The following is a 12,741-nucleotide window of genomic DNA, read 5'->3' as shown; positions in this document are numbered from 1 at the left end:
AAATGCAATGAATTATCTTTTGGTCCGCAATGTCCGGCTCGCAGCCGGGAACCAGGTCGATATCCTGATGGCAGACGGCCAGTTCGCGCGCATCGGCGCCGGGCTTGAGGCGCCGGCCGGATGCCAGGTCGAGGACGGCGCCGGCGCGCTGGCGCTTGCCGGCCTGGTCGAGGCGCACACCCACCTGGACAAGACCCTGTGGGGCATGCCCTGGTATCGCAATGAGGTCGGCCCCAACCTGACCGATCGCATCGACAACGAGCGCCGGTGGCGCGCCGCCACCGGCCACGATGCCCGCGCGCAATCGCTGTTGCTGGCGCGCGCCTTCCTTGCGGCGGGCACCACACGGCTGCGCACCCACGTCGATATCGACACCGACGCGGGCCTGCGCCACCTGCAAGGCGTACTTGCCACGCGCGACGAGCTGTCCGCGCAGATGGACATGCAGATTGTCGCGTTCCCGCAGTCGGGCGTGCTGTGGCGCCCCGGCACGGAAGCCCTGCTGGATGCGGCGCTGCGCGCTGGCGCCGACATCCTAGGCGGGCTGGACCCGTGCGCCATCGAAGGCGACCCGGTGCGCGCGCTGGATGTCCTGTTCGGCCTCGCGCAGCGCCATGGCCGCCCGCTCGACATCCATCTGCACGAGCCCGGCACCATGGGCGCCTATTCCCTCGACCTGATCCTGCAACGCACGGCCGCGCTGGGTATGCGAGGCATGGTCACTGTCAGCCACGCCTTCTGCCTGGGCGATATTGCCGAACGCGAGCGCGACGCGCTGCTGCGGCGCATCGCCGACCTTGGGGTTGTCATCGTCACCACCGCGCCGCCGTCGCGCCCGGTGCCGCCGGTCGCCGCGTGCCGCGCGGCGGGCGTCAGGATTGCCGGCGGCAACGACGGCATCCGCGATACCTGGACGCCCTACGGCTCTCCCGACATGCTGGAGCGTGCCATGCTGATCGGCCTGCGCAACAACTTCCGCCGCGATGACGAACTCGCGGTTGCACTCGATTGCGTGACGCACGCGGCGGCTGGCGCATGCGGTTTCCAGCGCTATGGCCTGGCGCCGGGCGACCGGGCGGACCTGGTGCTGGTCGCCGCGCAAACGGTGGCCGAGGCGGTCGTGGCAAGGCCGGTCCGGCAACTGGTGGTATCGGCCGGCCGGGTCGTCGCGCGCAATGGCGCGCTGGCATGAACCAGGCTGTGCTGGCGCTGGTTCGATCTCAGGCGGCTCAAGACTTCGGCTGTGGCGTGCTGCAGAATCCCTGCCGCTTGTGCGAGCCATCGCAGAAAGGCTTGTTCTCGGAATGGCCGCACCGGCACAACCAGACCTGATCGCCTTCGAAAGCGAAGGTGGCGCCTGCCGGGGTCACGATCCTGACGGGACCTTTTATGCGGTACGGCCCATTGTCCTGTACCGTAACGGTGACAACGGTGTCTTCGTCCATGATGCATCCACTCCCTGGCGACAGCCACGCTGGCACCCCGGTGGCAACCTTGTGCGCGCCTGTCCCTTTAAATCTACTCCAGTTTGTGGCGGGCGTTAAATAGACTGGCTGTAGGGCAACGTTGAGGTCGTGCCTTGCGTCGCGCGTTGCGTGGCAGTCGCTTGCAAAGCACTTTGCGGCCAGAGACGGCCAGCTTCCGGCACTCCGTCCGCGGTTGCCCGCCGGGCCCGGGTGGCAACCCGGCCCACAACCGCACGGAGGTGGCCTTCGATGAAGCCTCGTCACGGTCCACAGGAATGGCGCCGCTTCTATATCCTTGATGAGAAGAACCGGCCAGTGCAGGTAACCGACCACGACGAATGGTCGCGCTGGATGGCGGACAACGACCTGGTATTCCGCCGCACCCTGCTGGAGCAGTCCGGCGGCACGGTGACGACCCGCTTCCGGGGCGTGTCGGAGGCCGCACCGACGGACACCCCCTTGTTCATCACGCGCGTGACGGGGCTGGCTGAGCAGGACAATGAAAGTTATGGCGCGCGGACGCTTGACGCGGCGCTGGAAGAGCATGAGCGGATCGTGCAGAAGCTGCTGCGCCAGCTGACCGGGCGGTGACTGGCAGCCCGGACCAGCATGCGCCTTTGCCTGAGCCTTGGTGCCGGTCGCACCGCGAGTGATCATGCGTCCCTTGCTGGAAGCCCGCCTCGTCAACGATGCCTTTGGCGACCCGGGGCTGTTCGTAGACTTCCTGGACGAACGGCGCGCGCTGCTGTTCGACCTGGGCGATATCGCCCGGCTGATGCCGCGCGAGCTGATGCGCCTGTCGCATGTGTTTGTCACGCATGCGCACATGGATCATTTCTCTGGCTTCGACAAGCTGCTGCGGGTGCTGCTCGGGCGCAAGCCGCGCATCGTGCTGGTCGGCGGGCCGGGATTCCTGGCACAGGTCGAGCACAAGCTGCTTGCCTATACATGGAACGTGGTGCATCGCTACGCCACCGAGCTGGTCATCGAAGTGGCCGAACTTGGACTGGACGGGCAGATGCGGCGCGCCTGCTTTTCCAGCCGGCACGGCTTTGCCAGGGAGGCCGAAGCGCGAGTCGACAGGACCGGCGATATCGTGCACGAGGAAGCGACGTTCCGGGTGCGTGCCTGCTTTGTCGACCACGGGATTCCATGCCTGGCCTACCTGGTGGAGGAAAAGGCCCGGCTTGGCATCAACAAGGAACGCCTGGCCGCATCCGGCCTGACCACCGGCGCCTGGCTGCGAGAACTCAAGCATGCCGTCCTGACCGGCGCGGCCGGCGATGCCCCGATCCTTGTGCAGTGGCGAGACCGGAGCGGCGACCATGCGTCGGCGCGAACGGTCGGCGAGCTGAGTCGGCTGATCCTGGATGCCGAGCCCGGCCGGCGCATCGGCTACGTGACCGACCTACGCTATACGAGCGAGAACGTGCAAGCGCTGTCGCAACTGATGCAAGGTGTCGACCAGCTCTTCATCGAGAGCGTGTTTCTGGATGTCGACCGGGCACACGGCCTGCGCAAGAACCACCTGACCGCTGCCCAGGCCGGGTGGATTGCGCGCAGCATAGGTGCACGCACGGTGACGCCGTTCCATTTTTCGCCACGCTATCAAGGGCGCGGCGATGAACTGGCCGCCGAGGTACGGAACGCCTGGGCCACGGAGTCCTTTACCAGACAGGTACCGCAGGCGGTCTAGATCTCGACCTGCGTGCCAATCTCGATCACGCGATTTGCCGGTATGTTGAAGAAATCGGCTGCGTTGCCGGCATTCCTGCTCATCGTGGCAAACAGGTGATCACGCCACAACGCCATGCCACTGGGACCGCCGGCCGCCGGAATGATGCTCTCGCGACTCAGAAAGAACGAGGTGTCCATGATGTCAAACTCCAGGCCAGACCCTGGAGGCATCGCATTGAGCGCGTGCGCAACGTCGGGCCGGTTCATAAAGCCAAAGCGCAGGGTTATCCGGTAGCAGTCGTGTCCGAGCGGTTCGATGGTGACGCACTCGGCCGCCGGCACCGATGGCACATCCTTCATCTTCACCGTAAGAAACACGACACGCTCGTGTAGCACCCTGTTGTGGTTGAGGTTATGCGCCAACGCGCGTGGTACCACATCGGGCGTTGCAGTGAGGAACACCGCTACGCCGGGCACACGCGGCGGTAGTGAGAGAAATAGCGAATCCAGGAACGACTTAAGGGGTACGTCGGTACTTTGAATCCGGTCCAACAGGACTTTCCGGCCGCGAAGCCATGTCAGCATCACGACGAACATCCCGGCCCCGACCACGAGCGGGAACCAGCCACCCTCGCCGATCTTCAACAGGCTGGAGGAAAGGAAAGCCACGTCCACCGCAATAAAGAAGCCAGTCGCGACGAGGCTTAGCAGCAGGTTGTAGCGCCAACCGTAGTGGATCACAAAGAAGGTCAGGAGGGTCGTCGCCAACATCGTGCCTGTTACTGCCACCCCGTATGCCGAAGCAAGATTCGACGAAGACCCGAATCCGAGCACAGCAACCAGGACCGCGAACAGCAACATCCCGTTGATACTCGGTATATAGATCTGACCGATCGCTGTTTCCGATGTTTGCACCACGTTCATGCGTGGCAGGTAGCCCAACTGGATTCCCTGTTTCGTCAGCGAGTAGGCGCCCGAAATCGTCGCCTGCGACGCGATCACTGTTGCCGCTGTCGCGAGTGCAACCATCGGGTACAGGGCCCACGACGGAAAAAGCAGGTAGAAGGGGTTCTCGATTGCCTTTGCATTCACAATGATCAGCGCGCCCTGCCCCAGGTAGTTGAGCGCAAGGGCCGGGAATACCAGCCCGAACCAGGCCAGGCGAATCGGGGCACTGCCGAAATGTCCCATATCGGCATAGAGCGCCTCGGCACCCGTGAATGCGAGGAGCACCGCCCCAAGCACCGCGAACGAGGCGAACCCGTGCTGCGTAACGAAACCCAACCCGTGCAACGGGTTAAGGGCGTCCAGGATAGCCGGATACTGAACGATGCCGTAGATGCCCGCGGCGGCCAGGGCGAGAAACCACACGATCATGACAGGCCCGAACAGCGCACCGATGGCCGCGGTGCCATGCCGCTGGAACAGGAACAGCGCGATCAACACGCCCACGGAAGCCGGCAGGACATAAGGCTTCAGCGCTGTTGTGCCCACCTCGATGCCTTCGACCGCCGACAGTACCGACATGGCAGGTGTCAGCACGGCATCACCATAGAAGAGCGAGGCGCCGACCAGGCCCACGATCAAGATCGGCGTCGGAGAGCGGCCCACCTTTTTCACGGACGACAGGGCAAGTGCGAGCAGTGCCATGATGCCGCCTTCCCCTTTATTGTTTGCCCGCATGATGAGGATCACGTACTTGAGTGAAACGACCACCATCAGGGCCCAGAGAATCGCAGAGATGCCGCCAAGGATGTTCTCGGTTACGAGGGGAATCCCGTGGGCCGGATTGAAGGTCTCCTTGACTGCATAGAGGGGACTCGTGCCGATGTCACCGTAGACGACGCCCAACGCAGCCAGTGTGAGGGCTGCGCGGAACTGCCGCGGGTGCGAGTCGCTCGGCGTTGCACGGTTATTCACATAGGAATCCACAAGTGCTCCTCGAGATCATCCTCAAGCTCCGCTCAGGCTCTTCGATCAACGACTTCCCGGAGCGAGAGACGTTCTCGGCCCATGCCCGCCGCATGCAAAATGCCGCCGAACCTGTCGATGGCCCAGCCTTGCTACAATTCTGGTTCACAGAACGGCAAATATCATGGGCTTTGAACAACTCGCAGCACTAAGGGATCAACTGGCAAACAAGGCGAAGGCCGAATCACGTGCGGAAGGCAAGCGCCGGCGCCCCGCGCCGGCTGCCGCACCGGCTGCCGCGCCCGCGAAGCCGCCGGTCGATCCGGTGGTGCATTCCATTGCCCGGCTGCAGAAGCACTTCCCCAAGGCGTTTCCGAAGAACCCGGCGCCCAAGGTGCCGCTGAAGGTCGGCACGTTCGAGGATCTGGCCCAGCATGCGGCCAGGCTTGCCCTGACCGAGGCGGAGCTGCGTGAAGCGATCCGCACCTGGTGCAGCGGCGCACGCTATTGGTCGTGCATGGTGGAAGGGGCCAAGCGGCTGGACCTGGACGGCAATGAGGCCGGCATCGTCAGCCTGGCGGATGCCAAGCGGGCCCAGCAGCTGAAGGCCCGCCGCGGTGCGGGCGCCCGGCCGCGGAAAGCCAAGCCTGCCACACCTGCCACGCCCGCCGCCACACCTGCCGCGCCCGCCGCCACGCCTGACAGCCCTGACACGCCTGCCACGCCCTGATCCCCAGCCGTCGGATGTGCAGCGGCGCTTACGCCAGCACCGCGCGCGCGATCACCGTCCGCTGGATTTCCGACGAGCCTTCATAGATGCGCAGGATCCGCGCATCGCGCACCAGCCGCTCCAGCGGCATTTCGCGCGTAAAGCCGTAGCCGCCGTGGATCTGCAGCGCGGCGTCGGTGACAAACCCGACCATCTCTGAGGCATAGAGCTTGGCCATCGATGCCTGCTCGGTGAAGGGCTCGCCGTCCCGGCGCCGCACCGCCGCCTGCAGGGTCAGCAGCCATGCCGCCTCCAGCCGCGTGCGCATGTCGGCGAACATCCATTGCAGGCCTTGCTTGCGCGCCAGCGGCTCGCCGCCGACCTGGCGCTGCCTGGCCCAGTCCGCCGCGCAGGCCAGCGCTGCCTCGGCAATGCCCAGGCTGGTGGCGGCCACGTCCAGGCGGCTGTTGTCCAGCACCTTCATCGCGGTACGGAAGCCCGTGCCTTCCGGCCCCAGCCGGTTGGCGGCGGGCACGAAGCAGTCCAGCGCCACCTCATGGGCCGGCGCCCCACGAATGCCCATCAGTTTCTCGGCGGGCGCGATCTGCACGCCCTCGCTGTGCCGGTCCACCACGAAGGCGCTGATGCCGCGCGTGCCCGCGGCGGGATCGGTCTTGGCGTAGACAACGATAAAGTCCGCCGCGTCCGCGTTGGAAATGAAATGCTTGACCCCGCGCAGGCGATATCCGTCGCCCTCCGGGGTGGCGCGCGTGGCCATGTCGGCCGGGTTGGAGCCGGCGCGCGGCTCGGTCAGCGCAAAGGCGCCCAGCTTGATGCCGGCGGCCGCATCCGGCAGGTAGCGCTCGCGCAGGCTGTCGTCGCCGCCGATCAGGATGGAATCGGTAGCCAGGTAGTGCGCGCCGATCATCGACGAGGTAGAGGCGCAGGCCTTGGCAACCTCCGCCAGCGACAGGATCAGTGCCACGGGCGAGGTCTCGGTCCCGCCCCAGCGTTCTGGCAGGTTCATCCCCATTAGGCCGAGTTCGGCAAGTTGCGGCACATAGCACGTGGTGGAGGCTTCGGCCCGGTCCACCTCGGCCGCCTTCGGGGCCAGTTCGCTTTGCGCGAAGCGGCCGATTGCGTCGGCAATCTCGAGATCGCCCGGCTCGACGCCCAGTCGTTTATGCATGTTGTTTCTCCTTGCTGAACACTTGCGGATGCGCCGTAACAGCGTTGGCCAGCTCGGCCAGGATGGCTTCGGTGTGCTGCCCCAGCGCCGGCGCGGGCGTCACGCGGTTGGCGCCGTAGCCGGAGAACTTGACCGGCTGCGAGGGCAGCCGCACGGTGCCGCCCTCCGGCTCAGGCACTTCGGTAAGCAGGCCGCGGTGGGCGGCATGGTCGCTTTCCAGGGCTTCCTTGACGTTGCGGATGGGCGCGACAGGAATGCCCGCCTCGCTCAGCAGGCGGTTCACCTCGGCCACGGAAAGGCTGGCCGACCAGGCTTCGAGACCGGCGCGCAGATCGCCCTCGAAGCGGCAGCGCGTCTCGTCGTCGGCAAAGCGCGGATCCTGCGCCATCTCCGGCCGGCCGATGGCATTGGCCAGCGCCTGGAACAGCTTGTTGTTCAGCACCGCCACCACGTAGAAGCCGTCCGCGGCGCGGTACACGCCGAACGGCGCGGACGAGGGATGGCGGTTGCCGACGCGCCGCGGCGCCAGGCCGGTCGCGGCATAGCGCGCAACCAGGGTGGCGCTCAGGCTCAGGGTGGCGTCGAACATCGAGACATCGATATGCGTGCCCCGCCCGGTCTTCTCGCGCGCCAGCAGCGCGGCCAGCACGCCCCATGAGGCGAACAGGCCGCTGACGGCATCGGAGACAGCCTCGCCCAGCATGGTCGGGGTGCCGTCCGGCGCGCCGGTGGCATCCATCAACCCGCACATTGCCTGCAGGATGATGTCGTAGGCCGGGCGGTGCGATTCCGGGCCGGTCTGGCCGAAGCCCGACACGCTGGCGTAGACCACCGACGGATTCAGCGCACGCAGCGCCTCATAGCCGATGCCCAGCTTGTCCGCGACACCCGGGCGGAAGTTCTCGACCACCACGTCGGCCCGGGCGCAGAGCGAGCGCGCCAGCGCCAGGCCCGCCGCCGTCTTCAGGTCGATCACGATGCTCTGCTTGTTGCGGTTCATGGCAGAGAACAGGCCGCTCTTGCCATCGACAAAAGGACCGACCGCGCGGTAGTCGTCGCCGCCCGGCGGTTCGATCTTGATCACCTCGGCGCCGAGATCGCCGAGCAGCGCCGTGCAGTAAGGGCCCGCCAGCACGCGCGAGAAATCGATCACGCGGATGCCGGCAAGCGGCAGGTCGGAATGGGTCACGTCTTGGCCTCCAGGGCTTGCAAACCCGCGGGCTTGCGTTTCAGTGACACCGATTCTGCGCAGCGTAGGCTATCAAGTAAAATATGGAATTCGACTAGCACCTATAGGATTTCCTGATGCGCGTCTCCTTGCGGCTGTTGCGCTACTTCGCCGCGGCGGCGGAAACCGGCAGCACCACGGCGGCGGCGCGGCTGCTGAACGTCTCGCAGCCCTCCATTTCCGTTGCCATCCGCGAACTGGAGACGCTGTTCGAGGAAGCCCTGTTCGCCCGCGACGTCGGCGCAAGGATGACCCTGACCCGCTTCGGCGTGCGCAAGCTGGCGGAAGCGCGCCACATCCTTGGGGCAGCAACGGCATTTGAAGTGGACAAGAGCGGCGATGCCGCGGCGGGCGAGGTGCAGATCGGCGTCTTCCGCACGCTGGCGCCGGGCTACCTGCCGGTGGTGCTGCGCATGGCACGCGAGCGCTATCCCAAACTGTCAGTACGCTTTGTCGAAGGGGATCTCGCCCAGCTGGAAGACTGGCTGCACGGCGGGCAGATCGAGCTGGCGCTGACCTACGACGTAGGCATGCCCGATGACATCGAGCGCGAACTGCTGGCAGAGCTGCGGCCCTACGCCCTGCTGCCCGCGGGCTCACGGCTGGCCAGGCGCAAAGGCAGCCTGTCGCTGCACGAACTGGCGCAGGAACCGCTGATCCTGATCGACCTGCCGCACAGCCGTGAATTCCTGATGGCGCCGTTCTGGCAATTCGGGCTGCAGCCCGAGGTGCGCTACCGCGCGACTTCGCTGGAACTGGCGCGGAGCATGGTTGCCAACGGGCTGGGCGTGGCGCTGCTGATTACGCAGGCCCCCGCGTCGTCCCAGGACACCAGCGTCGTGGAGAAGCCGATCCGGGAGGAAACGGTGCGCCAGCCGCTGGTGATCGCGCGCACGGCCCGCGCGACGCGCACCCGGGCCTCAGAGTTGCTGGCCGAATGCGTGCGCGCGGCTGTGGAAGAAGCGAAGATCCAGCGCGCCTGACGGCGGGCGGCGTCCATTCAGCAGAACCGGTCCGCGAACCAATCGGCCACCAGTGCAGTCCGCTCGGCCGCGTGGTTGTAGATCGTATGCTCGCCATCCGGCCAGATTCGTAGGGTCACGTCGTCCGTGAGCGCCGCATCCAGGAAGGGCTGCTGGTCTTCCAGCTTCACCAACGGATCCGCGCCGCCATGTAGCACGATCACTGGGCTCTTCGGGCCCAACGCGGCTTCGAGCGGGCGCACGCAGGTGCTTGGTCGAATCGGCATCACGAGCGCTTTCTGACTGTGATAGCGTGGAGCCTTCCGACTTTCCGCCCACCCATGACCGATTTCGACGCCGACGCCCTCAAGCGGCTGGTCACAGTCACCATGCCCTTTGGCAAGCACAAAGGTACGGTGATCGCCGACCTGCCAGGCAACTACCTGAACTGGTTCGCGCGCGAGGGCTTCCCGCCGGGGCAGATCGGCGCGCTGCTGGCGCTGATGCACGAACTGGATCACAACGGCCTGTCGCATCTGCTCAAGCCGTTGCGCGGGCGCACGTAGCGCCGTCAGACCCGAGGCTCAGGTCACCGGCGCCGGATTGAACAGCACCAGCGCATTGCGGATCTTCCAGTGCTCGGCCCATGACTTCTTGCCGCTGGCCACGGCCAGCAGCGTGTGGAACAGCTCCCAGCCCACTTCCTCGATGGTGGCCTCGCCGGTCGCGATGCGGCCGGCGTTGACATCCATCAGGTCGTGCCAGCGCCGTGCCAGGTCGTTGCGGGTGGACACCTTGATCACCGGCACCTCGGCCAGCCCGTACGGCGTGCCGCGCCCGGTGGTGAACACATGCAGGTTCATGCCAGCGGCCAGCTGCAGCGTGCCGCAGACAAAATCGCCCGCGGGCGTCGCGGCGTAGATCAGCCCCTTCTGCGTGACCTTCTCGCCGGGGCCGCTGACGCCGTGGATCGGGCCGGTGCCGGACTTGACGATCGAGCCCATCGCCTTTTCCACGATGTTCGACAGGCCGCCCTTCTTGTTGCCCGGCGTGGTGTTGGCGCTGCGGTCGACCTTGCCCTGCTCCAGGTAGCGGTCGTACCAGGCCATCTGCCGCACCAGCGCCTCGGCCACCTCCGGCGTGGCCGCGCGCGCGGTGAGCTGGTCGATGCCGTCGCGCACCTCGGTCACTTCGGAGAACATCACCGTGGCCCCGGCGCGCACCAGCAGGTCGGTGGCAAAGCCCACCGCGGGGTTGGCGGTGACGCCGGAGAAGGCATCGCTGCCGCCGCACTGCACGCCGACCACCAGGTCAGACGCCGGACAGGTCTCGCGCCGGCGCGCGTTCAGGCGGGCCAGGTGCTTGTCGGCGGTAGCCATGATCGAATCGATCATCGAGGCAAAGCCCACATGCTGCTCGTCCTGCAGGCAGACCACGTCGGGCTCGCCCTCCTTCTGGATCGGGATGGTGCCGGCGCCGATCAGGCGCGCGGGCTGCAGCTTCTCGCAACCCAGGCTGACGATCATCACCTCGCCGCCGAAATTAGGGTTCAGCGCGATATTGCGGATGGTGCGAATCGGGATGCCGGCATCGGGCGCGTCGATCGCCACGCCGCAGCCGTAGGTGTGCTCAAGGCCCACCACATCGTCGACATTGGGATACTTCGGCAGCAGTTCTTCCTTGATGCGCCGCACCGCAAACTCCACCACGCCCTCCACGCACTGCACCGTGGTGGTAATGCCCAGGATATTGCGCGTGCCGACCGAGCCGTCCGCACTACGGTAGCCCTCGAAGGTATAGCCCTCCAGCGGCGGCAGCGGCGCCACGCGCGTGCCGACCGGCAGGTCGTGCAACTCCGGCGCGGCCGGCATGCGGATCACGCGCTCATTGACCCAGCTGCCGCACGGCAGGTCTTTCAGCGCGTAGCCGATCACCACGTTGTAGCGGATCACCGCGTCGCCCTCGCGCAGGTCGGCCAGGGCCACCTTGTGGCCTTGGGGCACGCCCTCGGCCAGCACCAGGCCGCAGGGGAATTCCGTTCCCGCCGGCAGGCCGCCGTCGTTGGCCACGATCGCAACGTTGTCGTTCGCGTGCATCGTGATGTACAGGGGGCGGGCCGCCTGCCCACCTGCCGTCGGGGTCACTGCCATGTCATCTCCAGCCAGGCGCACGTCGCGCACCTTTAGTGTTACGTTGTCTGACAACATTCTATCTGCTTATGGTTGCCTATGGCCTCGGGAATTCCCTATCTCTTGCCATTTCATGACAAATATAAGCCACTTCCCTAGCCTTGTTGTACGACAACACATCGTGAGCCAGCATTGTCCGCCCCCAAGAAGGATGCCAACCCGCCGAAATCCTGTTGCACCGCAAAATGACCATTCCCCGCAATATGGCCTATAAGGATGCAACCGGTTTCATGCCACGAGAACCGGACAGGAGACCTTCCGCGTGGCCACGCACATCGCGCAACCACGCCGCACTGATACCCCATACACCGGCCGCCCCTCGGCCACGCACACGACAGGAGGCATGACTCATGCGCTGGAAGCAACGTCCGCAAGGTTCCAACTGGGGTGACTTTGGCCCCGACGACCAGCTCGGCCGCATCAACCTGATCGGCCCGGAGCAGGTGGTCAAAGGCGCGCGCGAGGTGCAGGCCGGCATCAGCTTCTGCCTGTCGCTGCCGCTGGACTACCCCGGCGGCAACAAGCTCAACCCGCGCCGGCATCCGCCGGTGCTGCGGCCCACCTTCCGCGACGACATCCCCTATGTGAACTTCCCACTGGCCAAGATGGACCCGGCCGCCACCGACGTCATCAGCGACGACCAGGTGCTGCTGTGCCTGCAGTACAGCACGCAATGGGATGCGCTGGCGCACGTGGGCGCGCTGTTTGATGCCGACGGGGACGGCCGCCCGGAGCGCGTCTACTACAACGGCTACCGCGCCAACGAGCATATCGTCGGCCCGGTGGACTATGCCGAGGACGACAACTTCGCCGCGCACCCTTGCGGCCACGACCACAGTGCCGCGCAGGCGCTGGGCATCGAGAACTTCGCGGTCAAGGGCATGCAGGGCCGGGGCGTGCTGGTGGACCTGGCGCACACCTTCGGCATGGACTTCCGCAATGTCGGCTACGACGACCTGATGCACGCGCTGGACGCCGGCAAGGTGGAAGTCGAACGCGGCGACATGCTGCTGCTGCGCACCGGCTTTGCCGAGGTGGTGCTGTCGATGCAGCGCAACCCCGATGAAGCCGTGCTGCACCACAGCTGCTGTGCGCTCGACGGCCGCGACGACAAGTTGCTGAACTGGATCACCGATGCCGGCATCGCCGCGCTGATCGCCGACAACTACGCAGTGGAACGCTACCCCGCACGCCCCGCGCCCGATGGCGACAAGCGCCACCCGCTGCTGCCGCTGCACCACCACTGCCTGTTCAAGCTGGGCCTGCCGCTGGGCGAGCTGTGGTACCTGCGCGAGCTGGCGGACTGGCTGCGCGCCAACGGCCGCACGCGCTTCCAGCTGACCGCCCCGCCCTTGCGCCTGCCCGGCGCAGTGGGCTCGCCGGTCACGCCCATCGCCACGGTATGAGCCA

General features: G+C 66.2%; 13 protein-coding genes. 7 read left to right on the top strand and 6 right to left on the bottom strand.

The features are described from left to right. Window positions 1-7 precede the first annotated feature (7 nt). On the top strand, window positions 8-1,192 hold the full coding sequence (locus ACW4E8_RS14835) for an amidohydrolase family protein (protein ID WP_456805179.1): 1,185 nt from the start codon (window positions 8-10) through the stop codon (window positions 1,190-1,192). Between the two features lie 37 nt (window positions 1,193-1,229). Here ACW4E8_RS14835 and ACW4E8_RS14830 read toward each other — a convergent pair whose 3' ends face one another. Then, complete coding sequence (locus ACW4E8_RS14830; protein WP_456805178.1) at window positions 1,230-1,445, bottom strand: CDGSH iron-sulfur domain-containing protein; 216 nt, start codon at window positions 1,443-1,445, stop codon at window positions 1,230-1,232. Window positions 1,446-1,715: 270 nt separating this feature from the next. On the opposite strand from ACW4E8_RS14830, the gene ACW4E8_RS14825 reads away from it, so the two are divergent. Then, window positions 1,716-2,057, top strand: a complete 342-nt coding sequence (locus tag ACW4E8_RS14825; protein ID WP_456805177.1) for a hypothetical protein — start codon at window positions 1,716-1,718, stop codon at window positions 2,055-2,057. 64 nt (window positions 2,058-2,121) lie between these two features. After that, window positions 2,122-3,162, top strand: a complete 1,041-nt coding sequence (locus ACW4E8_RS14820; RefSeq protein ID WP_456805176.1) for a ribonuclease Z — start codon at window positions 2,122-2,124, stop codon at window positions 3,160-3,162. On the opposite strand, the gene ACW4E8_RS14815 is transcribed toward ACW4E8_RS14820, so the two are convergent. Further along, window positions 3,159-5,075 carry a potassium transporter Kup gene (locus ACW4E8_RS14815; protein WP_456805175.1) on the bottom strand — a complete coding sequence of 639 codons (1,917 nt, stop codon included), beginning with the start codon at window positions 5,073-5,075 and terminating at the stop codon, window positions 3,159-3,161. The two genes, ACW4E8_RS14820 and ACW4E8_RS14815, sit on opposite strands and share 4 nt — an antisense overlap. Window positions 5,076-5,238: 163 nt before the next feature. Between ACW4E8_RS14815 and ACW4E8_RS14810 the strand changes: the two genes are divergently transcribed. Further along, window positions 5,239-5,784: a ProQ/FinO family protein gene (locus ACW4E8_RS14810; RefSeq protein WP_456805174.1), complete on the top strand. Its 546-nt coding sequence runs from the start codon at window positions 5,239-5,241 to the stop codon at window positions 5,782-5,784. A gap of 28 nt (window positions 5,785-5,812) precedes the next feature. Here ACW4E8_RS14810 and ACW4E8_RS14805 read toward each other — a convergent pair whose 3' ends face one another. Next, on the bottom strand, window positions 5,813-6,952 hold the full coding sequence (locus ACW4E8_RS14805) for an acyl-CoA dehydrogenase family protein (protein ID WP_456805173.1): 1,140 nt from the start codon (window positions 6,950-6,952) through the stop codon (window positions 5,813-5,815). Then, complete coding sequence (locus tag ACW4E8_RS14800; RefSeq protein ID WP_456805172.1) at window positions 6,945-8,141, bottom strand: CaiB/BaiF CoA transferase family protein; 1,197 nt, start codon at window positions 8,139-8,141, stop codon at window positions 6,945-6,947. The genes ACW4E8_RS14805 and ACW4E8_RS14800 overlap by 8 nt, the downstream gene beginning before the upstream one ends. Window positions 8,142-8,257: 116 nt before the next feature. Between ACW4E8_RS14800 and ACW4E8_RS14795 the strand changes: the two genes are divergently transcribed. Then, complete coding sequence (locus ACW4E8_RS14795; protein WP_456805171.1) at window positions 8,258-9,163, top strand: LysR family transcriptional regulator; 906 nt, start codon at window positions 8,258-8,260, stop codon at window positions 9,161-9,163. 17 nt (window positions 9,164-9,180) lie between these two features. On the opposite strand, the gene ACW4E8_RS14790 is transcribed toward ACW4E8_RS14795, so the two are convergent. After that, entirely contained in the window at window positions 9,181-9,429 is a 249-nt protein-coding gene (locus ACW4E8_RS14790; protein ID WP_456805170.1) for a serine aminopeptidase domain-containing protein, read from the bottom strand. Between the two features lie 54 nt (window positions 9,430-9,483). Between ACW4E8_RS14790 and ACW4E8_RS14785 the strand changes: the two genes are divergently transcribed. Further along, window positions 9,484-9,708, top strand: a complete 225-nt coding sequence (locus ACW4E8_RS14785; protein WP_013952607.1) for a DUF3820 family protein — start codon at window positions 9,484-9,486, stop codon at window positions 9,706-9,708. Between the two features lie 18 nt (window positions 9,709-9,726). On the opposite strand, the gene garD is transcribed toward ACW4E8_RS14785, so the two are convergent. Next, the gene (gene garD / locus ACW4E8_RS14780) at window positions 9,727-11,292 is read right to left on the bottom strand and encodes a galactarate dehydratase (protein WP_456805169.1); all 1,566 of its coding nucleotides are present in this window, start codon (window positions 11,290-11,292) and stop codon (window positions 9,727-9,729) included. Between the two features lie 389 nt (window positions 11,293-11,681). Here garD and ACW4E8_RS14775 point away from each other — a divergent pair, with 389 nt between their 5' ends. Further along, window positions 11,682-12,737 carry a cyclase family protein gene (locus tag ACW4E8_RS14775; protein ID WP_456805168.1) on the top strand — a complete coding sequence of 352 codons (1,056 nt, stop codon included), beginning with the start codon at window positions 11,682-11,684 and terminating at the stop codon, window positions 12,735-12,737. The last annotated feature ends 4 nt before the right edge of the window (window positions 12,738-12,741 follow it).

It is taken from the genome of Cupriavidus sp. CP313 (assembly GCF_054072015.1).
This window is presented reverse-complemented; position numbering and strand designations above follow the sequence as displayed.